The organism is Chryseobacterium sp. MHB01 (assembly GCF_034651565.1).
GTDB lineage: Bacteria > Bacteroidota > Bacteroidia > Flavobacteriales > Weeksellaceae > Chryseobacterium > Chryseobacterium nepalense.
Genome location: NZ_JAYEDA010000001.1, coordinates 153,508 through 178,797, shown reverse-complemented (window position 1 = coordinate 178,797; position 25,290 = coordinate 153,508). Strand labels below are relative to the sequence as shown.

At 37.8% G+C, this 25,290-nt stretch carries 27 protein-coding genes; 11 read left to right on the top strand and 16 right to left on the bottom strand.

Going from position 1 to position 25,290, the window contains the following annotated elements; genetic code table 11:
• Nucleotides 1-5 precede the first annotated feature (5 nt).
• The 5 genes from U9K52_RS00900 to U9K52_RS00880 are packed head-to-tail and all read left to right on the top strand — an operon-like array spanning nt 6 to nt 9,091.
• Nucleotides 6-1,580 carry a TolC family protein gene (locus U9K52_RS00900; RefSeq protein WP_263601201.1) on the top strand — a complete coding sequence of 525 codons (1,575 nt, stop codon included), beginning with the start codon at nt 6-8 and terminating at the stop codon, nt 1,578-1,580.
• A 21-nt stretch (nt 1,581-1,601) separates the two neighbouring features.
• Nucleotides 1,602-2,870, top strand: a complete 1,269-nt coding sequence (locus U9K52_RS00895; RefSeq protein WP_263601202.1) for an NHLP bacteriocin system secretion protein — start codon at nt 1,602-1,604, stop codon at nt 2,868-2,870.
• A 12-nt stretch (nt 2,871-2,882) separates the two neighbouring features.
• On the top strand, nt 2,883-5,069 hold the full coding sequence (locus U9K52_RS00890) for an NHLP family bacteriocin export ABC transporter peptidase/permease/ATPase subunit (protein ID WP_322924535.1): 2,187 nt from the start codon (nt 2,883-2,885) through the stop codon (nt 5,067-5,069).
• Between the two features lie 10 nt (nt 5,070-5,079).
• Complete coding sequence (locus U9K52_RS00885) at nt 5,080-7,992, top strand: NHLP bacteriocin export ABC transporter permease/ATPase subunit (protein WP_322924533.1); 2,913 nt, start codon at nt 5,080-5,082, stop codon at nt 7,990-7,992.
• Between the two features lies 1 nt (nt 7,993).
• On the top strand, nt 7,994-9,091 hold the full coding sequence (locus tag U9K52_RS00880) for a DUF7005 family protein (RefSeq protein WP_322924531.1): 1,098 nt from the start codon (nt 7,994-7,996) through the stop codon (nt 9,089-9,091).
• 44 nt (nt 9,092-9,135) lie between these two features.
• Here U9K52_RS00880 and U9K52_RS00875 read toward each other — a convergent pair whose 3' ends face one another.
• From U9K52_RS00875 to U9K52_RS00830, 10 genes are all read right to left on the bottom strand, one after another.
• Complete coding sequence (locus tag U9K52_RS00875) at nt 9,136-9,885, bottom strand: ThiF family adenylyltransferase (RefSeq protein WP_322924530.1); 750 nt, start codon at nt 9,883-9,885, stop codon at nt 9,136-9,138.
• 201 nt (nt 9,886-10,086) lie between these two features.
• Nucleotides 10,087-10,782: a VIT1/CCC1 transporter family protein gene (locus U9K52_RS00870; protein WP_263601206.1), complete on the bottom strand. Its 696-nt coding sequence runs from the start codon at nt 10,780-10,782 to the stop codon at nt 10,087-10,089.
• 2 nt (nt 10,783-10,784) lie between these two features.
• The gene (locus U9K52_RS00865) at nt 10,785-11,552 is read right to left on the bottom strand and encodes a phosphatase PAP2 family protein (RefSeq protein ID WP_263601207.1); all 768 of its coding nucleotides are present in this window, start codon (nt 11,550-11,552) and stop codon (nt 10,785-10,787) included.
• 6 nt (nt 11,553-11,558) lie between these two features.
• Nucleotides 11,559-12,728, bottom strand: a complete 1,170-nt coding sequence (locus U9K52_RS00860; RefSeq protein ID WP_322924526.1) for a DUF3570 domain-containing protein — start codon at nt 12,726-12,728, stop codon at nt 11,559-11,561.
• A 32-nt stretch (nt 12,729-12,760) separates the two neighbouring features.
• Nucleotides 12,761-12,988 (bottom strand): DUF4266 domain-containing protein, encoded by a 228-nt coding sequence (locus U9K52_RS00855; protein WP_248391784.1) that lies wholly within the window; start codon nt 12,986-12,988, stop codon nt 12,761-12,763.
• Between the two features lie 84 nt (nt 12,989-13,072).
• Nucleotides 13,073-13,999 (bottom strand): FAD:protein FMN transferase, encoded by a 927-nt coding sequence (locus U9K52_RS00850; protein WP_322924523.1) that lies wholly within the window; start codon nt 13,997-13,999, stop codon nt 13,073-13,075.
• Between the two features lie 9 nt (nt 14,000-14,008).
• Nucleotides 14,009-14,452, bottom strand: a complete 444-nt coding sequence (locus U9K52_RS00845) for a thioredoxin family protein (protein WP_322924521.1) — start codon at nt 14,450-14,452, stop codon at nt 14,009-14,011.
• A 64-nt stretch (nt 14,453-14,516) separates the two neighbouring features.
• Complete coding sequence (locus U9K52_RS00840) at nt 14,517-14,915, bottom strand: hypothetical protein (protein ID WP_248391778.1); 399 nt, start codon at nt 14,913-14,915, stop codon at nt 14,517-14,519.
• 155 nt (nt 14,916-15,070) lie between these two features.
• On the bottom strand, nt 15,071-15,262 hold the full coding sequence (locus tag U9K52_RS00835; RefSeq protein ID WP_322924519.1) for a hypothetical protein: 192 nt from the start codon (nt 15,260-15,262) through the stop codon (nt 15,071-15,073).
• A 36-nt stretch (nt 15,263-15,298) separates the two neighbouring features.
• On the bottom strand, nt 15,299-15,559 hold the full coding sequence (locus tag U9K52_RS00830; protein WP_248391774.1) for a hypothetical protein: 261 nt from the start codon (nt 15,557-15,559) through the stop codon (nt 15,299-15,301).
• A 153-nt stretch (nt 15,560-15,712) separates the two neighbouring features.
• On the opposite strand from U9K52_RS00830, the gene U9K52_RS00825 reads away from it, so the two are divergent.
• The 4 genes from U9K52_RS00825 (at nt 15,713) to U9K52_RS00810 (ending at nt 18,719) form a co-directional block, all read left to right on the top strand.
• The gene (locus U9K52_RS00825; protein WP_248391772.1) at nt 15,713-16,012 is read left to right on the top strand and encodes a helix-turn-helix transcriptional regulator; all 300 of its coding nucleotides are present in this window, start codon (nt 15,713-15,715) and stop codon (nt 16,010-16,012) included.
• A gap of 428 nt (nt 16,013-16,440) precedes the next feature.
• On the top strand, nt 16,441-17,502 hold the full coding sequence (locus U9K52_RS00820) for a 3-oxoacyl-ACP synthase III family protein (RefSeq protein ID WP_263601213.1): 1,062 nt from the start codon (nt 16,441-16,443) through the stop codon (nt 17,500-17,502).
• Nucleotides 17,503-17,731: 229 nt separating this feature from the next.
• Nucleotides 17,732-17,926, top strand: coding sequence for a cold-shock protein (locus U9K52_RS00815; RefSeq protein WP_066440788.1), 195 nt, complete (start codon nt 17,732-17,734; stop codon nt 17,924-17,926).
• Between the two features lie 331 nt (nt 17,927-18,257).
• Nucleotides 18,258-18,719 (top strand): hypothetical protein, encoded by a 462-nt coding sequence (locus U9K52_RS00810; protein WP_322924510.1) that lies wholly within the window; start codon nt 18,258-18,260, stop codon nt 18,717-18,719.
• 22 nt (nt 18,720-18,741) lie between these two features.
• Here U9K52_RS00810 and U9K52_RS00805 read toward each other — a convergent pair whose 3' ends face one another.
• The 5 genes from U9K52_RS00805 to queG form a co-directional block, all read right to left on the bottom strand.
• Complete coding sequence (locus U9K52_RS00805; RefSeq protein WP_322924508.1) at nt 18,742-20,043, bottom strand: deoxyribodipyrimidine photo-lyase; 1,302 nt, start codon at nt 20,041-20,043, stop codon at nt 18,742-18,744.
• A gap of 7 nt (nt 20,044-20,050) precedes the next feature.
• Complete coding sequence (locus U9K52_RS00800; RefSeq protein WP_263601217.1) at nt 20,051-20,509, bottom strand: SRPBCC family protein; 459 nt, start codon at nt 20,507-20,509, stop codon at nt 20,051-20,053.
• Nucleotides 20,510-20,732: 223 nt separating this feature from the next.
• Entirely contained in the window at nt 20,733-21,383 is a 651-nt protein-coding gene (locus tag U9K52_RS00795) for a murein L,D-transpeptidase catalytic domain-containing protein (protein WP_322924505.1), read from the bottom strand.
• The gene (locus tag U9K52_RS00790; protein ID WP_323673768.1) at nt 21,380-22,060 is read right to left on the bottom strand and encodes a TIGR02117 family protein; all 681 of its coding nucleotides are present in this window, start codon (nt 22,058-22,060) and stop codon (nt 21,380-21,382) included. Before U9K52_RS00790 ends, U9K52_RS00795 begins: the two co-directional genes overlap by 4 nt.
• 343 nt (nt 22,061-22,403) lie before the next feature.
• A complete protein-coding gene (gene queG / locus U9K52_RS00785) occupies nt 22,404-23,354 on the bottom strand; it encodes a tRNA epoxyqueuosine(34) reductase QueG (protein WP_322924500.1) in 951 nt (316 codons plus the stop codon).
• Between the two features lie 116 nt (nt 23,355-23,470).
• On the opposite strand from queG, the gene U9K52_RS00780 reads away from it, so the two are divergent.
• Together U9K52_RS00780 and U9K52_RS00775 are read left to right on the top strand one after the other, a co-directional pair.
• Nucleotides 23,471-23,770 (top strand): rhodanese-like domain-containing protein, encoded by a 300-nt coding sequence (locus U9K52_RS00780; protein ID WP_248391756.1) that lies wholly within the window; start codon nt 23,471-23,473, stop codon nt 23,768-23,770.
• A gap of 30 nt (nt 23,771-23,800) precedes the next feature.
• The gene (locus U9K52_RS00775; RefSeq protein ID WP_322924497.1) at nt 23,801-24,418 is read left to right on the top strand and encodes a hypothetical protein; all 618 of its coding nucleotides are present in this window, start codon (nt 23,801-23,803) and stop codon (nt 24,416-24,418) included.
• Between the two features lie 96 nt (nt 24,419-24,514).
• Here U9K52_RS00775 and U9K52_RS00770 read toward each other — a convergent pair whose 3' ends face one another.
• Nucleotides 24,515-25,285: an alpha/beta hydrolase gene (locus U9K52_RS00770; RefSeq protein WP_322924494.1), complete on the bottom strand. Its 771-nt coding sequence runs from the start codon at nt 25,283-25,285 to the stop codon at nt 24,515-24,517.
• Nucleotides 25,286-25,290 lie beyond the last annotated feature (5 nt).

The window sequence follows — 25,290 nt, the reverse complement described above, 5'->3', positions numbered from 1 at the left end:
TAAGGATGAAAAATTTTAAAAGGGTAATTGCAAAATGTGCCGGTATTGTTTCTGTATTCTGTTTTGGAAGTATGACCATCGCCCAGTCTAAAATTACAAGTGATCTTTTTGTATTATCAGGAATGGCTTTTAACAAAAATCCTTCCATCCAAAGAAGTTTTCTTTCCATTAAAGATGCAGAAGCCAACTTTCTTATACAAAAAAGCATGTTTGATTTCAATCTCGGATCAGATGTATCCTACAAAAAAAGCCGTTATAATCTTTTGGAAAACGATCCCAGAAATCAATACCTAAACAGAATATTGACCGACAATGTAGATCTCACCAGCACCTTATCCAAAAAGTTCCGGACTGGCCAGACTGCAGAATTCGGGTTGCAGTATTCATACAACAGAAACAACTACCCTTTTAACGATTTCAGCCAGTATGTGGGACCTAATATCGGAAACCACTCCAGTTACATGAGCTTTACCCTGAGCCAGCCGCTTCTCCGCGGGAGAGGGAATGTGAATACGCTGTATGAGAAAATATCTGCGCTGTATATTGAAAACTCAAAACATAATTTTGAATATTCAAATTCTTATGAAATTCTTCAGATCGCCAATGCGTACTGGAGTTATTACACCGCTTATAAAAGTGTAGACATTTACCGGCAAAATGAAGCCAGAGTACGCAATGTTCTGGAAATGACGAAAGAACTGGTAAAAGCAGATAAAAAACCTGCTGGAGATTTGGCCCAGGTGAATGCAGACCTTGCCAATCAGGAACGGTTGACCATCGCCGCAGAGCAAAACCTTTATAATGCAAAGCTTAATTTAGGAAGAGTAATCGGCCTTTCGGAAGCAGAAAGTGCTATGCTGGATATACCGGTAAATGATTTTCCTTCCATTGCAGAATCAGGATTCGAAAATTCCATCGATAAGGAAGCTTTAATCAATACTGCCCTTGAAAAGAGAGCAGACATAAAAGCCGTAGCGAGAGTTGCCGAAGCCATTAAAATGGAAGTGGATATTGCCCACAACAATCTGCGGCCACAGCTTGATCTCTCGGGTTTTGTCTTCTACGGAAGCGCAAGTGTCGGAAACGGATTTGGCAATACGTTTAATGCATTTTCCAATTATCACGGAAGAAATTTTGGCGGCGGCGCTAGATTAACATTCAATTTCCCGCTGAATAATAATTTGGCTAAAGGAAATTACGCTAAAGCAGTAGTCGCATCAAAAGATCAGGCTGTAAATAATGAAAACCTTAAAAGAAATATCTTACTGAATATCAATACTGATATCAATAATCTTAACAGCAGTGTAATCATTTTGAAAAAAGCAGAAGAAGCACTGATGTTCTACAAAGAAGCTTTCAGAAACGAACAGGAAAAATTCCAGACCGGTTTAACAACACTTCTGAATGTTATCTTATTTCAGGAACGTCTTACCTCGTCAGAATTGGATTACCTGCAGGCACAGCAGATTTTTGCCACGCAGATTGTGACGCTGCGTCACGACACAGGAACGCTTATTTCACAGGGAGAAAACGGTTTCACCGTAGATCCCAGATCATATTATACCATACCTAACAACTAATAACCTTTAAATATATTCACGATGTCAGCAAGTTTTTTTAGAAAATCAGCATTAGAAAAGCTCTCCACTCCGGAAAAGCTGGATCAGCTCATTAAAGTAACGGGCCCGAAAGCCTGGATTGCCCTTCTCACCATCGCTTTGGCATTGGGGGTAGGAATCACATGGTCTGTTTTCGGCAGGGTTAAAACCAAACTTGATGTAGTGGGCGTTGTATTGGGAGGCGACGTTCATGAGGTAGTTTCCACAGCCCAGGGACAGCTGGTAGAACTGAAGGTAGCCATTGGGGACAAAGTAAAAAAGGGCGACATCATTGCAACGATTCAGCAGCCGGAACTTTCCCAGCAGATTGAAGACGCCAAAGCAGTGCTTGCCGACAGAAAATTTGAAATGGGAAAACTGCTTTCTTATGGAAGCCAGGGAAACCATCTTCAGGGAGAATATATCAGCCAGACAAGAGTAAGCATTCAGGGAGAAATTGAATCTGAAAAAAAGAAACTGGCCTTTTTAAATAATCAGCTTGAATCCGAAAACGGTTTATTATCAAAAGGATTAATTGTAAAATCTCAGGTTGCCAATACCAAACAGCAGATTGAAGCATCAAAAAATACTATCGAAAGGCTGAAGGGCCAGATGGTGGAGACTTCAAGCCAACAACATACATTAGGATATGATCTTCAGCAGAAAGTTACCTTACAGAATCAGAGAATTGCTGAAGCAGAAAGAACCTTACAGTTTTTAACCGAAAAATACGATACCCAGAAAAATATCCGGAGCCCGTACGAAGGCGAAGTAGTTGAGGTTCTTACCGACAGAGGCGTGGTTGTAGGTCTCGGCTCGCCTTTATTCAAAGTAAAAAATGAAGGAAGCTCCAATACAAAACTTGCCGGACTGAAAGGTGTTCTTTACATACCATCTAAAGACGGTAAAAAAATAAAAAAAGGAATGGAAGCTTTGGTAGCTCCTTCTACCGTTCAGCCGCAGGAATACGGATTTATTAAATCTAAAGTTACCTACGTTTCAGATTTCCCGATTACCGAAAAAGGAATGCTGACTTCCGTTAAAAATGATCAGCTGGCAAAAGGACTTCTGGCTTCAGGACCATTATTCGAGGTGCATGTAGATTTCGAAAAAGATCCTGCCTCCTACAGCGGATTCAAATGGACTTCTGCAAAAGGTCCGGACGTAACCATCAAAGAGGGGACATCCTGTATGGGTAAAGTAACCATCGAAGAAGAAAGACCTGCAACCATTGTAGTTCCCGCATTCAAAAAGTTCTTTGACCTTTATTAAATTAAAACATCCATGAAAAATAATACAACATTAACCATTGAGAAGCAGGCCCGTCCTACCAAAGTCCCTACTGTACTGCAGATGGAAAGCGTTGAATGCGGCGCAGCAGCTTTAAGTATTATTTTGGGGCATTTCGGAAAGTTTGTGCCTCTCGAAAAACTGAGAATTGCATGCGGTGTTTCCAGAGACGGGCTGAAAGCAACCAATATCATTAAAGCTGCCAAAGAATACGGACTGGAATCAAAGGGCTATGCAAAATCCATCGAAAAACTGATGCAGATTAAAACACCAGCAATTATTTTCTGGAATTTCAATCATTTTCTGGTGCTGGAAGGTTTTACAAAAAATAAAGTGTACCTGAGTGATCCTGCCCAGGGAAGATATACCGTAACCCATCAGGAATTCGATGATTCTTACACAGGTGTTGTCCTCACATTCGAAACCACTGAGAAATTTGAAAAAGGAAATGAAAAGCGCGGCTTAATGGCATCTTTGGCTTCAAGAATTAAATATTCAAAGCAAAGTATTTTCTTTATCATCCTGGCAAGTCTGTTTCTGGTTATTCCGGGACTGGTCATTCCTTCCTTTCTTAAAGTTTTTATTGATAAATATTTAGTTAATAATTTCTCGGGCTTCGTGATGCCGTTATTATTAATTATGGCCGGGATTTTAATTGTAAATTCCGTTCTGGTGTATATTCAGCAGTATTTTTTATTAAAATTGGAAACCAAGCTTGCCCTCGCTACCTCGAGTAAATTTCTATGGCATGTTTTTCATTTACCCATTGCTTTTTTTACCCAACGATACAGCGGTGAAATCGGAAACAGGGTTTCCCTGAACGATAAAGTCGCCAAACTTCTGAGCGGTGACCTCGCCAATGCCGCATTGAATGTCATCGTCGTGATATTTTATGCATTGCTGATGTTTTCTTACGACATCATCCTTACCCTGGTCGGGATTACTATGGCAGTTATCAATATCGTTATCCTACAATATGTTTCCAGAGCGAGAAAAGACGGAAACCGCCAACTGACCAATGAAACCGGAAAACTGCTGGGAACCACTACTTCGGGAATCAGCATGATTGAAACCCTGAAAGCTTCAGGGCGTGAAAATGATTTCTTTACCAACTGGATCGGGTATCTTGCTAAAGTAACCAATGCCCAGCAGGAATTAGGCTGGCTTTCCACAAGGCTGAACACAATCCCTCCATTGCTGACTTCCTTAACGACAAGTGCCATTTTAGGAATCGGTGCATTGAGAATTATGGACGGACAAATGACTCTGGGAGCTTTAGTGGCTTTTACCTACCTCATGAATAATTTTATTAATCCTGTTAATCAATTGGTTTCGGTAGGTGCAATGCTTCATGAAACGGAAAGTGATATGGGCCGTATCGATGATGTAATGAATTATGAAGTTGACAATCAGTTCAGAGAAGAAAATGCGGTAAAACCGGAATCTTCAACACAAAATAAATTAGTGGGATATTTTGAAATGGACAACGTCACATTCGGGTACAATCCTACCATTCCGCCACTCATCGAAAAATTCAGTTTAAAATTAAATCCCGGAAGCAGAGTTGCTTTGGTAGGAGGATCCGGAAGTGGAAAATCCACAGTAGCAAAAATTGCATCCGGATTATATGATCCCTGGGATGGAAAAGTCCTGCTGGACGGAAGATCCAGAAAGGAAATCCCAAGAAATATCATTACCGAATCTTTATCCGTGATCGACCAGGATGTACTGGTTTTTAACGGAACCATTAATGAAAACATCGCTTTCTGGGATACATTGATTCCTGAAAAAAATATCGTTCAGTCTGCAAGAGATGCGGCTATTCACGATGTGATTGCTGCGAGAAATGATGCCTACGACAGTAAAGTGATGGAAGGCGGTGCCAATTTCAGCGGCGGACAGCGCCAACGGCTTGAGATTGCAAGAGCTTTAGTAAGCAATCCTTCCATTCTCGTAATGGATGAAGCAACCAGCGCACTGGATCCCGCCACCGAAAAAATGGTGATGGATAACATCAAAAAAAGAGGATGTACCTGCCTGATTGTAGCGCACCGATTAAGTACCATTATGGATTGTGACGAGATCATTGTGATGGAATTCGGAAAAATAGTAGAACGCGGAACACATCAGGAATTGATGAGCATGAACGGTGTATACTCCCAATTAATTGAAACAAAATAAATTCAGAAAAATGGCAACTAACGAAAAAATACGCATCGGTGTTGAAGCACCTTTTTCTTTGGACAGTTCAGAAAAATTCTGGATGATTTTGTCTGGTGAGGTCAATGTTTTTTATACCGATATCGCAGAAGACGGAACCTATTTATCAGCTTTGAAATTTTTGTACACCGCCAAAAAAGGAGAATTGCTGTTCAGTTTAATTACGAAAGAAAATTCCGAAAATATAAGACTTATTGCTTTTTCCAATGATGCAACCCTTGTTTCTATAGATAAAAGCAATTTGCTGGAAATCGATCATTTTTTTCTTAAAAAAATGGTCAATAACTGGATCCTGAAAACATCCGCCGCACTCGATTCATCCAATAATCCGAGGGTTTATACAGCACTGGATCATTTTAATGTGATCAATATTACAGAAAATACCATTGCTTACCCTTCGTCAGGATTAAACTGGATTCAGGTATCGGAAGGGAAGCTGGAAATATTCTCCGGGAATAAGATTTTGGAAGCGGGTCAGTATGAAGATTTTCCGGTTCCGGTATGCAGCAAATTATGGATTAAATCTTTATCCGCAAAAACACTGGTAAAAGTAATAAGCACCCGTGAAGTACTTGAAAATGATATTAATTTCTTGATTGCTGTTGATTATATTCAAAAATATTTCTTCAGCAGGCTTATTACCATTATTAATGATCAGCAGACTGAAGAACAGGAATATTTTAAAAGTAAGGTAGAAAACGAAAATACGGACCTCAGCAATACACTGGAAAAGATCAGATCCATTGTTACCGGACAAACGAAATCGGGTACCAGGGAAGAAGCTGTTCATCAGTCTAAATCAAAAAATATTCTTTTTTTAACCTGTAAATTAATTGGTGAGCATAACGGGTTTAATCTTGAAGAGCCTAAACACATCGAAAGTTATCAGAACAGTGTGACCAACCAGCTGATCGCCATTGCAAAAAGCTCTAAAATACGCGTAAGAAAAGTAATTTTACGGGGAGTCTGGTGGAAAGAAGAAAATGGAAACCTGCTGGCTTTCACGAAAGACGGCAATGTCCCGGTAGCATTAATTCAGAAAAGTTCTTCTCAATATATTCTTAAAAACCTGCAGACCAATGCAGAAACAACGGTAAACAATGAAGTTGCAGAAACCCTGGAACCTATCGCTTATATGTTCTTTTCGGGTTTTGATGTAAAAATGACTTCCATAAAAAGAGTTCTGGGGTTTGCTATGCAAGGTGCAAAAAGAGACCTCAAGTTCCTGATCATTGCTGCATTGGCAGGAAGCTTAATAGGTCTTCTGGTTCCTATTTTATCGGGAGTGATGTTTGACGATGTTATTCCAACCGCAGACCGTTCTTTACACTTCGAGATTTTCGGAATATTGCTTATCATAGGCTTTGTAACAGCCGGATTACAGCTTGTGCAGGGTGTTTTGCAGTTAAGAGTAGAATCAAAATCAAGCATCAATTTACAGGTTGGAGTCATGGATTATATCCTGCGGCTTCCTGTAACTTTCTATAAGAATTATACTGCGGGAGATCTTACCAACAGGGTATTAAGCATTAATTCCATCAGACAGATCGTTTCAAATACTTTGATTACCGCAGCACTGAGCGGCGCTTTTTCTTTCGTGAATCTGATCCTTCTGTTTTATTACGATTCCAAACTGGCCTGGATAGGAGTTGTATTGGGAGTAATTGCCGCGTTATTTACGGTAGGAATGGGATTGTTAAAATTAAAACACGACCGTCAGATCTCCCAGCAACAGGGAGAAATCCAGGGTTTTTTATTTGAATTTTTATCCGGCATTACCAAGATAAGAATGACAGGCGGAGAAAAAAGAATTTTCACATTATGGGCTGAAAAATTTTCGAAACTAAAAAAATTAGGCTTCAGCTCAGGGAGTTATCAGAATTTTGTAGAAACTTTTAATGCCTCTTACCCTCTTTTTACGAGTATTTTCTTTTTCTCATTTATTTATTACACCGTGCTGCATGCCGATAACGCCGCAAGTATGCTTACGGTAGGTGCTTTTATGGCTTTTATTACGGCTTTTAATAAATTTTTAAATGACAGTTTAAGAATCAGTATGGCCTTCATCACTTCCATGAATGTCATTCCTTTATATGAAAGGGTAAAGCCGATTCTGGAAGCTGAGCCGGAATCTGCCGAACACAGTACAGATCCGGGTGAACTGAGCGGCGAAATTGAAATGAATTCCGTTTCCTTCCGGTATCATGAAGATCAGCCTTTGGTACTGAATAATATTTCATTCAAAATAAAACCGGGAGAAATGGTGGCTTTTGTAGGTTCATCTGGTTCCGGAAAATCAACCATTATGAGACTTCTGCTGGGTTTTGAGCATCCTGAAGCGGGATCTATTTATTACGACGGCGAAAGCTTCGAGTCTATGAATAAAGAGCTGGTAAGGAGACAGATTGGTGTGGTTCTCCAAAACGGAGCACTGATGGCGGGAAGTATTTTCCAGAACATTATCGGCAATTCCGAACTTACACTGGAAGATGCCTGGGAAGCGGCACGTATGGCCGGAATGGAAGAAGATATCAAACATATGCCGATGGAAATGCACACTATGGTAAGCGAAGGAGCCGGAACATTTTCCGGCGGGCAAAGACAACGACTGATGATCGCAAGAGCAATTGTCCACAAACCCCGACTTCTTTTTATGGATGAGGCAACCAGCGCCTTGGACAACAAAACCCAGAATATCGTGTCTGAAAGTCTTGAAAAATTGCAGGCTACCCGTATCGTGATCGCTCACCGGCTGAGTACCATTAAAAATGCCGACAGAATTTTTGTGCTGGATAAAGGAAGCATCGTTGAATCCGGAAATTATGACGAATTGATGGACAAAAACGGACTGTTTGCAGAATTGGCAAAACGTCAGATCGCATAGCATGGAAAACAAGACAGAGCTGAAAGAAAATATGGTTTTACCAAAACAGCTACAAGATTATTTTTCAAGTAAATTTACCGCTGATAATGCAGGAATTCAAAATTCATCAGATAAAACATTTTGGGAAGAATATATTGACCATTCTACCGGCAATATTCCGTTTCACGTGCTTCGTGCGTTTTATCCCCAGCTGAATTTTCCTATTGAAGAAGGAACAGACAAAAATCAGATGTACCGCGATGCTGTTCTGAAAGGATCATTCATCATTTCAGATCAAGCCTTACAGCTGCAAAAAGAAAGTGAGATTACGCTGAAACTCCATCAAAGTATGGCTTATCATATCCCAGTGCTTACAGTTCCTGACGAAACTGATTTTGAAACGCTTATCCAATGCTTAATTCATAAAAACAATCCCGTGAAAATTCCGAAATCAATGGGTGCAAGCCTGATCAGCGGAATAAACAACTGGAAGAAGATCAATAATTTAAAACAGAAATGGAGTGAAAACAATTCATCTCTTTCCTGGAATGAGGAATTTTTAAAAAATATTGTACCCAATACGCATTTATATAAAGACAGAATTATTCTGCTGAGCATGAAACCTTACAGCAATGTAAACGCAGCAACACTAGACCTGAACAGTGAAAAATGGAAGGAGATCTCATTAAAAATACGGTTAGAGCATGAATGCGTTCATTTATATACGTTAAAAAAATTTGGTTCTGCTTCCAATAATCTTCATGATGAGCTGATTGCAGATTATATAGGAATTGTTGCCGCTTCAGGAACTTATCAGAAAAATTGGATGCTCACTTTTATGGGGCTGGAAGAATATCCGAAATACAGATCTGGCGCACGGCTCGAAAATTATCTTGCCGGAATGAATCTTTCTGAACCTGAATTTGCACAGGTAACAAAAATCATCAGAAATGCTATTGAAAATATTTCAGTTTTCAGCAATCAGCTTAAAGAAATGAAAACTGATGAAGACAAAAGATCAAGGATTGAAGCGCTCTGCAAAACAGATCTTCTGCAAATTTCATCACCAGCTGGAGCCGGGTTGCTACTTGACAGCTATCAAAAAATTTCGGCGCGCTGATTCTCAGCGCGCCGAAGATATATAAAATGGTTATTAGTGTATAATTAATTCTGTATTGTTGTGAGATAAAATTCCGGAAAAGTCTTTACATTCTTTCCGATTGCAATCTCAAAAGCAATATGCGTACTCACGGCACCGGCCAGCCAGGAAGCAACAGCAAGCTGAGGCGGGGGAAAACTTCCGTTTTCTTCTTTGTATTTTTTTATAATATCATCAATCCATACCTGGCGGTTTCCCCAGAAAGCTAAATAGCCGGTTGCATATTCTACAACATTCAGCTCATTAAATCTTTCATCTTCTTTTGATAAAAAACGTAATCCCGGTAATCCGGAAATCACAAAAACAAGAGTACCCCATCCCAGATTATAAGGATGCAATACCGGAATGCCCTGCTTTTGGCAGGCTTCATCAAAAATAAGAGGAACGTCTGAAGTAAAATCCAAAGCATTAACGGCAATCTTGTGTCCCGGAATGAATTCCTGAACATTTTCAGGCGTCAGGAAACAATGGTGGACTTTAATCGCTGCATTGCTGTTGATAGACAGCAGTCTTTCCTTCAGAGCATTCACCTTCGGTACGGAAATATCTTTTTCGGTGTAATTCTGGCGGTTTAGATTAGACAATTCAACAACGTCGCCGTCGATAATGGTAAGGTTTTCAAATCCGAATCTCAGGAGACATTCTGCAATGATACTACCAATTCCGGCTCCCCCTAATAAAATCGGGAAATTTTTTATATACCGCTGTTCTTCTTCAGTGATATATAATCTGTTTCTGGTGTATCTTTCTTCCATGACGATCATGATTTAGACAAATGTAAAGAACAGGAACTGAAACTCCGCTACCTGAAAGTGTAGAATTATAGTGACGGCAGAATAATATTTAACTTAAAAAGGAAAAAGTCCGTTGCAGTAACGGACTTTTCATATACAACTATTTTTAATATTGTTTCAACTTTAGATGCAGTTCATATTCAGCTCCTCATTATTTTGAGTTCATGAAACATTCACCCCGAAAATATGCCCTATCAGTGCTGTAACTCCCATTGCAACAGTACCCCAGAAACATATCCTCATGACAGCGATGCCAGTTTTTGAACCGCCGGTTTTCGCGGAAATGGCTCCGAGAATCATCAGAAAAACAATTGAAAATCCATATTGGAAGTATACCATTTCTTTAATAGGTGCTGTAAGAGAAACAATAAAAGGAAGCAGTGCTCCAAGAGCAAAGGAACCAAACGAAGCAATAGCCGCCTGTAAAGGCTTTGCCTGGGTAATCTCATTGATGCCCAGCTCATCATGGGCGTGGGCTGCCAATGCGTCATGCTCCGTAAGTTCGGTAGCCACACGTAAAGCTGTTTCTTTACTTACTCCCCGTTTTTCATAGATTTTGGCAAGTTCCTGCAATTCTATTTCCGGCATTTCTTCAAGCTCGCGTTTTTCACGCAAAAGATCTGCTTTTTCGGTATCTTCCTGAGAGCTTACGGAAACATATTCTCCGGCAGCCATGGACATGGCACCGGCAATCATTCCTGCGAGGGCGGCAAGAATAATGGTATTTCTCTCAGGTGATGCTGCAGCAACCCCAATAACAATACTCGTAGTGGAAAGCAATCCGTCATTGGCTCCCAACACCGCTGCACGAAGCCACCCTACCCTGTTTACATAATGTTTTTCTAAAAGATGATGCATAATTAAAAGTTTAAAACCATTCCTGCCCCAAAATTTTTACCATCCGCAACCGGATAAATCACGGTAAAACTTTTAGAATCTTTTTTATTAAATAGCGTATTAATTCTCGGAAAAAGCCAATAGGCAAGCTCCGTGCTTAAAATCCCAAATCCTGCACCGGCTACCACATCTCCTACCCAGTGTTTGTCATTAAGCGTTCTGTAAACACCTGTAAAAATGGCAATAGGATACCCCGAAAGAGACAACCAGAAATTTTCATCTTTATATTCCCTGAAAAGAAAATGAGCTGATGAAAAAGCAGTTGTTGTATGCCCGGAAGGAAAAGAAAGGTGGTTGGATCCATCCGGCCGTTCTTCTTTTACCAAATGCTTCAGAGGAAGAACAAATGCAGCCGAGATAACCTGTGAAGTCCCGTAGATAATTGTCCGTTCTTTGAAATTATGCTTTCCTTTAATTCCTGCAAGATTATATCCATATACCATTACTGCAGGAAGATACTGCGTATAATTATCCAGTTTAATGTGTTTCGGCTGATGTTCTCCGATTTCATATTTCGTAGATCGGTTGAGGTTTTTCAATGCATCCGAAGTAAGGCTAATCGTTCCGTATCCGATAAAAACAGCCGGAACGATTAGCTTTTTATAATTGGGCTGATAAACTTTGTCCTGATATTCAAAATACTCAACGGACATGGAAGAATCTGCTTTGATCTGTCCATTCACAGAAAAAGAAAAGATCAAAGCAGTGAAAATTGTGATAAATGGTTTCATAGGTTATTATCTGAACCTTAAATTTAAGGAAATAATATCAGATTTCATCCCTACAGATTTTGTATAATGTCCATATCTTATTTCCAGCATATTCAGGCGTTCCACTCCAAATAACCCATTCTTCGGACTGATTCGGATTCCGGCCCCGTAAAAGTGGCTGTCGAATTTTGACAAATCATAATTACTGGTATAAAAATCATCAAAAGCCGTATGCTGCTGATAGGGCGCGAAATATTTTGTTGCCGTCTGCGAATAATACCTGTAGAAAGGACTTACCGAAATAAATGGTGAAATTTTCACCGGCGTTTCCAGGCTGAAGGTATTGGATTTCAGTCCCCAGTCATCAGTATAATACCGGTAATAGGCCCTCAGAATCACCTTATCTCCCAGAAAATAGTTGGCTCTCAATCCTATTGGAATTTTAAACCTTTTATCCGGTAAAGCTTCCTGATGTACAGAGTTATCATTAAAATATACCCTGTGAAATGGCAGGCTTAAATATCCTGTTTGTTGAACAGCATCTCCCAAAATCTCGATCTGGAAATTCTGATTGATAATTTGGGAATAAGCCAGAGATAAAGCATAGGTATTTCTTCCGCTCGTACCGTAGCCTTCACTAGTTCTTAATTCGATAGGTGCAATAAGCTTAACCTGATCTAGAAAGGCCTGGAATTTTGCCGTAAATTCTCCCATCCGGTTTGCCGTTTTCTGCGAAAAGCCGATGTTTGCACCGTAAGACTGATAATCAAACTCAAAAGATGTGGAAACTCCCGCCATTAAGGTTGTTCCTTTGGATTCATTTTCACGGCTCCAGCTTAAAGCAGGATAAATTCTGTTGTCTGCATGGGATGCCGACGAGTTGGCCTTAAGATCAATCATATCCGAAGATGCGGAAGTATAATGATCAATCCCCACACTAAAACCGAATTTATTTTTTCGGTCTTTCTTATCGTATTTTACCATTGTTACATCTATGGTATTGGAAATATCGGTTAACTTTTCAGTGCCAATTCCTCCTGTAACGGCAGAATTATTTCCGTCCTGTTTATAGTAGCTTGAAACTAAATTTGCTTCATCAAACGTCAGCTTTTTTGGCTGTTCATTATTTGTATTTTCCTGTGCTTTTGCATTAAAAATTCCGAAAAGAGCAATAACACTTATGATTAATTTTTTCATTTTAGATCACTTTAATTTTATATGTACTCTTTTTAATTACACCCGCAGCCGCCTCCAACTTTCCCTGCATTGGCTCCGGAAGAGCCTTCTCTGTAAGACTGGAAGCTAAGCTCGGTCTTTTCGATCGGCCTGTTTCCAAGAATCATTTCAGAATCATTGAGCTTATTTTTTTCGTACTCCTTGACGGTAGTACAGGATTGCACTGAGGCTACGGTGATCAATAGGCAAATTGCCGCTATTATTTTTATGAAATTTTTCATTTGTTCTGAATTGTTTTTAGAAAGTTATTCTGAATTAGAAGAGAATTTTTTGTTTCACCCCGTCTGTTCAGAATGATAATGGTTTCATTTTAAATTAATGTTTTGAGATGAATAAAATTTGTCCTGATCGTCAATGATGATGCATTCCAGATGATTGATCTGGTTGACCATATTGAGAGCGGCATCAATTCCCATAATACTTACGGGCGTCGCCATGGCATCTGCAATTTCTGCATTAGGACAAAAAACGGTTACACTTTTTACTCCTGAAACAGGCATCCCTGTTTTGGGATTGATCGTATGCGAGTATCTTCTTCCGTTGATGATAACGAATTTTTCGTAATTCCCGGACGTTGCTATGGCCATATCGGTAATATTCATGTAGGAAAACGGCTGTCCGGCATTGTCTGGATCTGCAATTCCTATCGTCCAGGGTTTTCCGTCTGCCTGATTTCCCCATGCAGTAAGATCCCCGGAAGCATTGACGATTCCTGAGGTTGCCCCTCTTTTTTGTAAAAGCCTCTTTGCCATTTCGGCAGCATATCCTTTCCCGATTCCCCCGAAACCGATGCGCATTCCTTTTTCTTTTAGAAAGACCGTCTGGTTACTTCGATCAAGAATAATATTCCGGTAATTCACGAGCTTCAGATGATCTTTAATAAGTTCAGGATCCGGAAGTGCATTCATTGTGCGGTCAAAATTCCAGAAGCTTTTATCAATTCCACCATAAGAAATATCAAAATATCCGTCTGTAATGGCACTGATACGCATACTTCTTTCAATCAGATCAAAAATTTCCAGGTCAACCTGTACAGGTTGTATTCCTGCATTTTTGTTGATAAGGTTAGTCTGGCTTTCTTCACTGAAAGTGGTGAGAAGTTTTTCGATCCTGCGTATTTCTTCAATGGCTGCATCAATATGCTCCTGTGCTTTTTTATCATCATTTCCCACAACGGTAATTTCAAAAGCGTTCCCCATGAGTTTCTGAGGTCTTTTGAATTCTCTTAGCATACGTGTTAATTATTTTTGGTTTTCTTTGACTGAGCGGATTTCGTTACTGAAAGCCAAAGCATTTTCAGAAGGAAGTCCTTCCCAGGTTTTCAGTACCTTTCCTTCCTGGTTCAATAGCAGCGTATACGGAAAAAGCCCTTTTGGATTATATTGATCGGCAAGTGCTGCATTTTCCTTCTTCAGGTCCGCAGAAAGCTGATTTTTTTTGTTTCTCGGAAAGTCTGCATTAATGTAAAGAATAACGTTATCCGCTTGCAGCTTTTTAAAGTCTTCGGTTTCAATGATATTTTTATGCAGTTTGATACATGGAATGCACCAGTCTGAGCCCGAAAAGTTAAGTAAAATAAGTTCTTTATTTTCTGCTGCCGTTTTTTTTGCGGTTTCCAGCCTGTTCTGTGCGTGAAAACCAATGGAGAATACAACCATTACAATGGCTGACAATAGTGTTTTCATTATGTATATTTTATAATGATTTATAATTTAACGATATAATAATTTGATTTGTTTTAAATCAATTTTAAATTACCAGGGAAAAGCGCGGAGGTTCCCAGATGGAGCCTGCAAATCCTTTAAAACGAAAGTCCTCATCCTTTGACGAGATTTTATTGGATGTTATCTGTTGTACATGTGAATTTTTGGATTCAAAGCTAAATCCCGGATTCATTACGGTAAAAACCAAAGCCAAGGGTGCGGAATGGATGATAAAGGGAAGTTTCTGATCTTTTCCGTCATCTCCGTCATTAACAGGATGGTTGTAATGGGTTTTAAGGAAAGCGATGAGCGGCATTTCCGGATTGAGCTTTTTATGCTCACAGTAATGCTCTATGAGATTCGGGATTTTCAAAAGCTGATACAATTCGGTTGTAGAAACCAAATATAACGAGAGGAACAATATGGAAATCAACTTTTTCACCATTCAAATTTATAAAATGTTTCGTTTAGAATTACTTTAAATTAACATTTTAATATTTTTTTAAAGTCACGTTTGGACGGCTATTCTTATATCAGATTTCCGGAAAGATTAAAATCCCGCAGATCGTTTGAACATGCGGGATTCAGCGTTTTCGGCATTCATGATATTTCCTTTTTTTCGGAATGAGAACAGGGCATTGAAAATGTACTGAGAAAGGTAATGGTTGTTCGGTTTCCGCTTTCGTCAACTTTTATTACAAGCGATTTGCAGCAGGGTGATGCATTGAAATGGTTTTTGTATTGCGTTCCGCATTTGAAGCATTCCGTGATTACGGTTTCATTTTTTTCCATGATTATTGTGTTTGTTTATGATTATTCCGGATGAATTTATAATTTTTGACTGTTAAACTTCGGTTGATTATTCTCTTTCTGAAATTTATTGATGAGGGATACTTTGTAGAGTGCATCAATAACCTTTTCATCGCTGAGCTTTTTCTTTCTCACTTTTCGGATGTATGCCGGGTCTTTCGGTTCCTTTTTAAGAATGATGTTCACTGAAGTGGTATAGCGTGGCGGCAGCCATTGTTCGATAAAATCGAGCTTTTTGCCGGTTTTATCCTGATGAGAGGGTTTCATCAATGTGTTCATAGAAACGATAAATTTTGTTTAACCTTTTTTTGTAATTTTGTGTCTGTCTGATAAGACATTTGAAGAACAAATATACAATTATATATTAAAAACAACAAATTATTGAATTTAAACAATGATTTATTGTTTTCAATCTGATAAGAAACACTTAATATGAAAATTTACGAAAAGATCCGTGAGTATAGCAAGAGCAAAGGCGAAACCATGAAGGAAATTGCAAACGCATATGGTGTAACCCCTCAATCTATTCAGCTCTATTTTTCGGGAAAAAATGCAATGCCTCTTAATTTTCTTGTTTGGTATATCGAAGAACATCCCGATCTGGATCTCTATGCTCTTTTTAATAAAAATCAGCAGAGTATTGTTTCTGAACCTAAGCCTCCCTATCATAAAAAATCGAAAAAACAGGACGTGATTGACAGAATTGTAGAAATTCTGGAAAAAGAATTATAAATAATATTTAGGCAGTAAGACTCTATGATCAATATTGCTAAAATTTCCAATTTAATTAAATAAAAGATTTTTAATTTTATTCCAACCTGATTTAATCAGATAATTTTACTCAATTATTATTCTATGAATGTTAAATTTTAGCAAAATTAAAGACATTTATAGCAGTATTTATTTTTAATGAGCTACCTTTATCGGTGATATATAGAAAACATGCAATTTTATAATTTATTATTGTCTTTTTTGCATTTCTATTATTTTAATGATCAGGATTCCACAAATATATCATAAGATTTGTAATCAGGATTTTTGTTATTCAGGCGAATAATTTTCGCAGGTATACTAAAGGCTTCACCATTCTGAAGTTTTATGGACACTGGCTGAATAATAATTCAGCTATTTATGTATTAAGGATTAGAATCTTTTTGGATATGACAAGCAAAATCATAGGTGTAGGAAACTACATCCCCTCAGAAACCATCAGTAACTTATTTTTCGGCGAACATGTATTCCTGAATGAGGAAGGAAACTTACTGAAAGACAGTAATGAATCTATTACAAAAAAATTACAGAAAATAACAGGTATCGAAGAAAGAAGATATGCCGGCAGTACGCAGGTTGCTTCAGATCTTGGTCTTATTGCCGCACAGTCTGCGATTGAAGATTCCGGAATTGATCCGGAGACTCTGGATTATATTATTTTTGCCCACAATTTTGGAGATGTACGCTTCGGCACTATTCAGTCTGATACCGTTCCGAGCCTTGCTTCAAGGGTAAAGCACACTTTACGAATCAAAAATAATTTCTGCGTAGCTTATGATGTCCTTTTTGGCTGCCCGGGATGGATTGAAGGAGTAATCCAGGCGCATGCTTTTATTCGCTCCGGAATAGCTAAAAGATGTCTTGTAATAGGTGCTGAAACGCTTTCTAGGGTAGTAGACATTCATGACAGGGACAGTATGATCTATGCAGACGGAGCCGGAGCTGTTATTCTGGAAGCCAACGAAGCGGATGATTCGGGAATTAAATCGCATCTTTCAGCTTCTTATACCTTGAATGAAAAAGATTTCCTGTACTTCGGAAAATCTTATAACAATGAAAGCTGTCCGGATACCAAATATATTAAAATGGATGGAAGGAAAATTTACGAATTTGCACTCTCCAACGTTCCCACAGCCATGCAGAAATGCCTGGATGACAGCGGATATACGATCAATGACCTGAGCAAAATCATCATTCATCAGGCTAATGAAAAAATGGACGAAGCGATTGTGGAGAGATTTTATCAGCTTTACGGCATGAATGTTCCTTCGGGAATTATGCCAATGGTAATCAGCAAACTAGGAAACAGCAGTGTAGCGACAATTCCTTCCCTTCTTACCATGATCCTTAAAGATGAACTGGAATCACATACCATACAAAAGGATGATATTATTCTTTTTGCATCCGTAGGAGCAGGAATGAATATCAATGCATTGGTTTACAAATTTTAGTGATCTACCCTATTCAATTGTATAATGTACAAATATTTTTGATAATCAACAATTTAATTAGCAATACTATGGAAATTTTTTGTATATTTGCAGAACAAAACAGGTTTCTGCCTTTGCTATTCTGTAGAGCATAGATAATATTTTCTTTCAGTTTACTTTTTCAGCCATTTGTTTTTAATAAGGTCACGGCACAAGGCTTTGGCTTAACAATAATTTAATACCATTTACAATGCAAGAAGGCACAGTAAAATTTTTCAATGAAGCAAAAGGCTTCGGATTTATCACTCCAGCAGACGGCAGCAAAGACGTTTTCGTACATTCTTCCGGATTAATCTCAAGATCTATCCAAGAAAATGACAGAGTAGTTTTTGAAGTTCAGCAAGGCCAAAAAGGCTTAAACGCAGTGAACGTAAAATTGGCGTAATGCCGAATGTCAAGGTATTGACAGTTGAGACAAAAGATATTCACGGAGCTTTCTCAGTTAGCCAAATCTAGTTAATATCCAATTTATCTATTTTCTCATTCTGAATATATCACCTGAAAAGACATTATTGAATTGATTTAATCTTATTTTATATATGTCATAAACCTTCCACAATGTGGGAGGTTTTTTTATGTATTTTCATTAATGATTGATAAAATAGTTTTCCTGTTTTTAGCAATTTATTTATCTTCGTTTCTTCAACCTTAATATTTTAATTTTGTCTCAAGAACCAGTAAATAAACCAGTCAGCTCCTCCCATAAACTAATTCCTATGACGGATTTCGTTATAGAATATTACTCCCATGAAGGTTATGCAGATCTGCAGACCTTAAAACTGATGAATAATTATGCTAACTTCCTGAAAAAAACTTTGACACTCGGTATGTTTGTGCCGGTAGACAACAAAGGAAACATTCTGAAAGAGCCTAAAAATTATTCTTCCTGGAAATCTCTTAAGCATAACAAAAAAGCAGGCAAAACAGACAGCCCTGTTTTCGAGGAATATAAAATATACCGCAATGCAGAACAAAAATGCTTGTTTGAAGGATTCTCCATTGCTTACAACGGATATTCCGTAGTGCGGATCACCGCGATTTACAATCCTATGATTGAGCTTTCATTTAATAAAAACGATAAAACCTTTCAGAACTTCAGCGATGTAGAATCATTAACCTCTTTTGATGAAATATTTTTAAACGCCAATGCTTTAAAGAAACTGGGGCTTCGTTCGTAAAGTTGCAATTACGGCAACCTGATCAGCTTTTCACTGCTTTTCCATAAACTTCAAGTGCTCTTTTCCTGGCAAAAGTATGTTCTACCATTTCTTCAGCATTAATTTCATTTTCATTAAGCCACGTCCTGATATATTTTTGATCTTTGTCGAATTTTTTAGTCTGTTCCGAAGGATTAAAAACCCTGAAATAAGGTGCCGCATCGCAACCACAGCCTGCTGCCCACTGCCAGTTTCCATTGTTGGAGGAGAGCTCATAATCCAAAAGTTTTTCTGCAAAATATGCTTCTCCCCACCTCCAGTCGATCAACAGGTGTTTGGTAAGGAAACTTGCAACCACCATTCTTACCCTGTTGTGCATGAATCCTGTTTCATTCAATTGACGCATTCCTGCATCTACAATAGGATATCCTGTTTTTCCCGTGCACCAGAGATGAAATTCTTTTTCATTGTTTCGCCATTGTATATTTTCATATTTCTGTTTGAAAGGTTGGTGAACGACTTTCGGGAAGTGATAAAGAATCTGCATAAAAAACTCTCTCCAGATCAGCTCATTCAGCCAGGTCTCATTATGTTCTAATGCGAACCGAACACATTTGCGTACGGAAATTGTTCCGAAACGGAGGGCTACACCAAGATGTGTCGTATGATTCATTCCGGGAAAATCCCTGTATTTATCATAATCATCAATGATTGATTTTTTTAATGCAGGATCCGTCATTTTCAAATCTGTCTTCTGGAAACCGATATCCTTAAGCTCAGGAAATTGGGAAGGTTTGTACGACAGAAAATTAGAAAAATTAATTGTGAAATTTTCGATTTTATGTTTCTTCAAAAGTTCTTTCCATTTTTTTGAATAAGGCGTGTAAACCGTATATGGTGTCCCATCATTTTTCATGACCTCATCTTTTTCGAAAATGACCTGATCCTTATAGCTTTTAAAATTGATCTGATGATCTTTCAGAAAATATTCGATTTCCTGATCGCGACTGATAGCCTGAGGCTCATAATCCGTATTGCAGAAAACCGTATCAACATCATAGTTTTTGATTAATTTTTTGAAAGCATCCAGAGGTTTTTCATAAAATACTGTGATTCCGCTGTTGTGTTTTTTAAGTTCACCATGAATCTCTTTCAGAGCCTGATGAAAATAATCCACTCTCTTATCCGACTTTTTTTCAAGCCTATCAAGAATTTCCTTGTCGAAAATAAAAACAGGGAGCACTTTTTCTTTCTGTTGTAAAGCATAATAAAGACCGCAGTTATCCTGCAGCCTGAGATCTCTCCGGAACCAGAAGACGTTTATTTTATTCTTTTTTTCAGACATAGATCAGTTATTGATTGAAATATTTCTCCAGAACTTTAAAGCGGTAATCAAAAATATGTTCAAGCTTATTTTTAACAAAAAGTTTATGCGCAATTTCTCCGAGAAAACCAAACGGAAGCTCATAATCAACCCTGTCTTTCATTAAAACACCCTGCTCATTTTCGATAAATTCATGATGATGATTCCAAAGTTTGTAAGGTCCTTTTTTCTGAAAATCGGTAAAACTTTTCCTGAAATTTACCTGCGTAATTTCTGTTTTCCATTTCATTTTAATTCCAAAAAGTGGCGAAACGAAATAATCAATGATCATTCCTTCATATATTTCATTTGTCTCAAACTTTGTACGGACAATGAAGTTCATATCTTCAGGAGTAATTTTGGAAAGATTTCCGGGTGAAGAAAAAAACTCCCAAGCTGTTTTCAGATCACAATGCAGCTGCTGCTCGCGGAATAATGTATGTTTCATCTTTTTCTCAATCAAATACAATTAAAGTACCACAACATTAAAATTTGCAATAAAAAAGTAAAATAAATTACTAATATTACAAATTTAATATATTTTTTTTAAATCCAGTAAAATTAAGTATCTGTAAAGGAATAAGCAATAGAGACAGATAACTCTTAATACTAACTTTTAATATTATAATAATAATCTTTGTGTCTTCGGTTAATAAAAAGTTAATCAGCTATCAATTATAGATCCACATCAGAACAGGAGTTTCTGATTGCTGCAAAATCGGATCGATTTTTTTCATGGCATTATTTGATATGGTAGGACAGCCCCATCCTTCGGGAGAACCTGTAGGAAAAGTTTCTTTATCACTCATCAGTTCCCAGGAATGAAATACAATGACTCTTTTCAGAGCATTGTTGTTGGTATTTTCCAGACCGTGCATCAAATATTTCACATTAATTCCCCAGTTACTGTACCCTCTTCCCTCAAGTTTGTATTTACCTAAAGAAGAAAGATGACTTCCATCTTCATTACTGAATTGCGGCTTATCCTTTGACTCATCACTGCTCCAGCGATTATTTCCACACCCATGTCCTACAAGATATGCTGCAGAAACAGAATCTTTTTTAAAATCCCAGATGAAAAACCGCTTTAGCCCGGAATGAATGCTCATATCAATCAAAATACAGAAATCAGTATTCAGTTTCTTCTTTTTACAGAATTGTAGTGCTTGACGGGCTTTATGCCTCATCTCTTTGAGATCAGATTTATCCGCAACGGTATTATTTTGCGTTAGAAAAGTTCCGGAATTGTTTTGCTGTTGTTCTTTCTGACAGGAAAGGAATGCATACAAAAATATAATGTTAAGATAAATGAGCTTTCTCATTTTTTATAATGCAGAAATATTCCGTAATCAGTAGGCGTCCATAATGCAGCTTTTTGCCCGGCAGCTTTCAGTGCATTATTTGCCCAGGTATTACAGGTATCCAGAAAGCTGTATCTCCCTTTGGCATCATAGAATGCATCGTTATTTCCGTACACTGCATTGGTAGGAATAAGGATATTATTTCCATTTGAATCTTTATCAAATTTATCATCAACAAATTTCACCAGCTGTCTGTACTGATTTTTGCTGATCATAATCATTTTACAATCGTCGCCTTCTTTCATTTCGCGGTAATAGGTACAGTGCATGGCAGATTCGCTGAGCCAGAAAGCAGCTTTAAAAGCGGTGGAAAACTTAAGGTCGGCCCAGGTAGGTGTATCCAGGTAAAAACCTTTATCACCCCAGCCAATACCTACATATTTAAAATCTGATTTTTTTGATTTTGTGTTGGTGAAAGGGATTTCCCCACTCCAGTCGTGAAGATCATTTTTTACGAGCATTACAATATCTGTATGTACACCGTTCGTATAAATATAAATGGGAATTTCTTTTTTCTCTCCGTCATCCTTAGCCGAAATTTCGATAAATGGCAGGAAATATCCGAGCGCGACATAAAGAGCAACAATGCCCACGATAATTCCTAATGTTTTAAGAATGATAAACAACATTTTTTTCACAGTCAAGCTAATAAATATAGTTAATAAAATTTAATAATAATTTTCACAAAAGTATTGGATATAAATAAATTTTTCTCTAAATTTAAGTACAAAATCTTCACAAATATGCAGAAAAACGCTAAATCCAACAAAAGATTTAAAATAAGAGTAAAACTAGCTCCAAAAAGAGTACAAAAAAAACGTTGATTTTCGTTGGGATAAATAATCTCCGGAAGTCAATTTTTTTTACGGAAATTTTCTTATTTGTCTGTAAATCCCGCCTCTTTAAATTTTGAATTTAAAGAATGGCCATTTATCCATTTTACTTTGGAAATTAAAAAATTCCAGACAGGAAATTGTCTCTCTAAAAATCTCCAGGTTTATTATTCTTTTCCAGAAATTCAATATTCCGTTTTAATCCGGCAAACTTTGTTCTCTTAACGGGAGATTTCCTGAAGATTTCCGAAAAAAGCTCCTGCGTAAGTTCTTTCCATTCACCTTTTTTAAAATTTTTCAATGCATCATTCGGGGCAAATTTTTTCTGCTTCGTAGGCGCTGAAAATCGGTTCCAGGGGCAAACATCCTGGCATACATCACAACCAAACATCCAATCATCCATTTTATCTTTAAAATAATCGGGAATTTCATTTTTCAGCTCAATTGTTGCGTAAGAAATACATTTGCTCCCATCAATCAGCTTATCGGAAACGATGGCATTTGTAGGACATGCATCAATACATTTCCTGCAGGTTCCGCAATGATCTGTAGTGGGATGGTCCGGAATTAATTCCAGATCGCAAATAATTTCTGCAAGGAAATAAAATGAACCGCTCTGTTTCGTGATCAGGTTGGCATTTTTTCCAACCCAGCCTATTCCTGACTTTCTGGCCCAGCTTCTTTCCAGAACCGGCGCCGAATCTACAAATACCCGAAAAGCAAATTCCCCGATCTCCTCTTGCAGCCCGGAAACCATTTCTCTGAGAATATCTTTGATGACTTCATGATAATCTTCGGCATATGCATATTTTGAGATTTTAAAATTGTCCAATGTCTGAATTTTCTCTTCGGGAAAGTAGTTATAAGAAAGAGAAATTACCGATTTTGAGCCTTCTACCAATAGCCTCGGATCCAGTCTTTTATCGAAATGATTTTCCATGTACTTCATTTCGCCATGAAAATTGCTCTTCAGCCATTCTTCAAGAGGCTTTGCATCTTCTTCCAGAAAATCAGCTTTAGAAATACCACAACTCTGGAAGCCAAAACTTTTTGCCCTGGCTTTTATCAACTGTGAATATTTTTCAGCGTTTGAATTCATAATTTTACCTTGCAAAACTAAGATTATTTTATAAATTTGTTTAAGATTTGAAGATTGAATTGCTGTATCTGTTTTCAATAGTTCGTTTTCAACAAATAATTCTAAAATATTAATATATGTCTCTATCAGAAGTTTTAAAATCAGGAAATTATGCATTAATCGACGTTCGTGAGCCCATGGAGCTTGAAATGGACGGAAGTATTGAAGGCGCTAAAAATATTCCTTTGGGGGAAGTGGAAGACAGACAAGAAGAAATCCTGTCTATAGAGAAGCCGGTAATTATTTTCTGCAGAAGCGGAAACAGAAGCGGAAAGGCTTTAGAATATCTTAACACACAAGGCCTGAAGGAAGGCTATAACGGCGGAGGCTGGGCAGAGCTGAAGCAGGCTATCGATGCAAATCAGGGAACTTTTTAAAGTTCCTTTTTTTATTTAAAATGTTTTACAATGCAGCTAAGAGAAAGATTTCTGCAAAACAGTCTTTTATACACCCAGGATCTTCATCTTATTGAAGGTTTTTGGACTGAAATTGAAAAAAGATATACCGAAAAAGGCAGACATTATCACAATTTTAACCATCTGCAAAATATGTTCTCTGAATTGGACAAAGTGAAAGATGACATTGAAAATTATCATATCATCTCATTTTCTGTTTTTTACCATGATGTAATTTATGATGCTTCTTCAAAATCAAATGAAGAAAAAAGTGCGCGGTTTTCAGAAAAGCACCTCCAGCAAATTGGTGCAGAACCAGGATTTATTGAAAAAATTTCACAACAGATTATGGCTACCAAGTTTCATCAGAAATCGGGCGATAATGATACGGATTATCTAGTGGATGCTGACCTTTCGGTTCTTGGGCAAGAGCCTGAAAATTATAAAGACTATACTCAAAAAATAAGAAAGGAATATTCTGTTTATCCCGATTTTCTTTATAATCCGGGAAGAAAAAAAGTGCTGCGGCATTTCCTGGAATCGGAAAGTATTTTTAAAACAGAGTATTTTAAAGCGAAATATGAACGGCAAGCCAGAAAAAACATTTTGTCTGAAATTGACGGACTTTAGTTTTGCTTTTGTTTACTACTACGTCTCACTTTTCTGAGAAAATTGATCCACCCTTCCAAAGAAGGGGAATGCAATGTTGCTAAAATATTAATTGAGTTAAATAATTGAACTTATAAACTCCGCCGATTTTTTCAAAACCATCTCAGGAACTTCTTTGTGCGGAGTATGGCCAACACCCGGAATAATCAGTTTCTCAGAAGTTCCGCTCACTCCGGAAAGTGTTTTCTGCACCTGCTCTAATGTTCCATATTCATCATTTTCACCCTGAATAAAAAACAAAGGAGCATATATATCTTTAAGTAAATATTCTATATTCCAGTCTTGGAATCTGTCACTCAGCCAGATTTCTGTCCAGGCTTTAACCATTATTTCTACATGATTACCATGGTATTTCCGAAGACGATCCGAAAGATTGGTTGTCTTATAAGCATGTAAGGCATTAGCAACACCTTTTACCGTTACATCTTCCACAAAGATATGCCCCGCTTCACAAATGACCGCTGTTATCTTTTCCGGGTACTTTGCGGCTGTTATAAGTGCGATAGTCCCTCCATCACTGTGACCGAAAAGAATGGCTTCACTTATGTTTAATACCTTCAGCAGATCATTCAGGACATCTGCTTCGGTTTCCATGTAATTATTTTCCCTTTCATAAGTTGGCATCGGGAAAGATTGACCATATCCAAGACGATCATATATTAAAATACTGCATTCCGTTTCAGCCGCCAGTTTCTCAGGAAAATCCCTCCAAAGCTCCACTGATCCTAAAGAATCATGCAAAAAAACAATGGTGGGTTTATTTTCATATGAATTATTATATTCTGCATACAATTTTTTACCGTTTACATCAATAATCCTTTTCTCCATTAATT

Excerpts from the sequence above, each read along its gene's own strand:
- U9K52_RS00900 (WP_263601201.1), top strand. The coding sequence starts at position 6 with ATGAAAAATTTTAAAAGGGTAATTGCAAAATGTGCCGGTATTGTTTCT.
- U9K52_RS00895 (WP_263601202.1), top strand. The coding sequence starts at position 1,602 with ATGTCAGCAAGTTTTTTTAGAAAATCAGCATTAGAAAAGCTCTCCACT.
- U9K52_RS00890 (WP_322924535.1), top strand. The coding sequence starts at position 2,883 with ATGAAAAATAATACAACATTAACCATTGAGAAGCAGGCCCGTCCTACC.
- U9K52_RS00885 (WP_322924533.1), top strand. The coding sequence starts at position 5,080 with ATGGCAACTAACGAAAAAATACGCATCGGTGTTGAAGCACCTTTTTCT.
- U9K52_RS00880 (WP_322924531.1), top strand. The coding sequence starts at position 7,994 with ATGGAAAACAAGACAGAGCTGAAAGAAAATATGGTTTTACCAAAACAG.
- U9K52_RS00875 (WP_322924530.1), bottom strand. The coding sequence starts at position 9,885 with ATGGAAGAAAGATACACCAGAAACAGATTATATATCACTGAAGAAGAA.
- U9K52_RS00870 (WP_263601206.1), bottom strand. The coding sequence starts at position 10,782 with ATGCATCATCTTTTAGAAAAACATTATGTAAACAGGGTAGGGTGGCTT.
- U9K52_RS00865 (WP_263601207.1), bottom strand. The coding sequence starts at position 11,552 with ATGAAACCATTTATCACAATTTTCACTGCTTTGATCTTTTCTTTTTCT.
- U9K52_RS00860 (WP_322924526.1), bottom strand. The coding sequence starts at position 12,728 with ATGAAAAAATTAATCATAAGTGTTATTGCTCTTTTCGGAATTTTTAAT.
- U9K52_RS00855 (WP_248391784.1), bottom strand. The coding sequence starts at position 12,988 with ATGAAAAATTTCATAAAAATAATAGCGGCAATTTGCCTATTGATCACC.
- U9K52_RS00850 (WP_322924523.1), bottom strand. The coding sequence starts at position 13,999 with ATGCTAAGAGAATTCAAAAGACCTCAGAAACTCATGGGGAACGCTTTT.
- U9K52_RS00845 (WP_322924521.1), bottom strand. The coding sequence starts at position 14,452 with ATGAAAACACTATTGTCAGCCATTGTAATGGTTGTATTCTCCATTGGT.
- U9K52_RS00840 (WP_248391778.1), bottom strand. The coding sequence starts at position 14,915 with ATGGTGAAAAAGTTGATTTCCATATTGTTCCTCTCGTTATATTTGGTT.
- U9K52_RS00835 (WP_322924519.1), bottom strand. The coding sequence starts at position 15,262 with ATGGAAAAAAATGAAACCGTAATCACGGAATGCTTCAAATGCGGAACG.
- U9K52_RS00830 (WP_248391774.1), bottom strand. The coding sequence starts at position 15,559 with ATGAACACATTGATGAAACCCTCTCATCAGGATAAAACCGGCAAAAAG.
- U9K52_RS00825 (WP_248391772.1), top strand. The coding sequence starts at position 15,713 with ATGAAAATTTACGAAAAGATCCGTGAGTATAGCAAGAGCAAAGGCGAA.
- U9K52_RS00820 (WP_263601213.1), top strand. The coding sequence starts at position 16,441 with ATGACAAGCAAAATCATAGGTGTAGGAAACTACATCCCCTCAGAAACC.
- U9K52_RS00815 (WP_066440788.1), top strand. The coding sequence starts at position 17,732 with ATGCAAGAAGGCACAGTAAAATTTTTCAATGAAGCAAAAGGCTTCGGA.
- U9K52_RS00810 (WP_322924510.1), top strand. The coding sequence starts at position 18,258 with ATGACGGATTTCGTTATAGAATATTACTCCCATGAAGGTTATGCAGAT.
- U9K52_RS00805 (WP_322924508.1), bottom strand. The coding sequence starts at position 20,043 with ATGTCTGAAAAAAAGAATAAAATAAACGTCTTCTGGTTCCGGAGAGAT.
- U9K52_RS00800 (WP_263601217.1), bottom strand. The coding sequence starts at position 20,509 with ATGAAACATACATTATTCCGCGAGCAGCAGCTGCATTGTGATCTGAAA.
- U9K52_RS00795 (WP_322924505.1), bottom strand. The coding sequence starts at position 21,383 with ATGAGAAAGCTCATTTATCTTAACATTATATTTTTGTATGCATTCCTT.
- queG (WP_322924500.1), bottom strand. The coding sequence starts at position 23,354 with ATGAATTCAAACGCTGAAAAATATTCACAGTTGATAAAAGCCAGGGCA.
- U9K52_RS00780 (WP_248391756.1), top strand. The coding sequence starts at position 23,471 with ATGTCTCTATCAGAAGTTTTAAAATCAGGAAATTATGCATTAATCGAC.
- U9K52_RS00775 (WP_322924497.1), top strand. The coding sequence starts at position 23,801 with ATGCAGCTAAGAGAAAGATTTCTGCAAAACAGTCTTTTATACACCCAG.
- U9K52_RS00770 (WP_322924494.1), bottom strand. The coding sequence starts at position 25,285 with ATGGAGAAAAGGATTATTGATGTAAACGGTAAAAAATTGTATGCAGAA.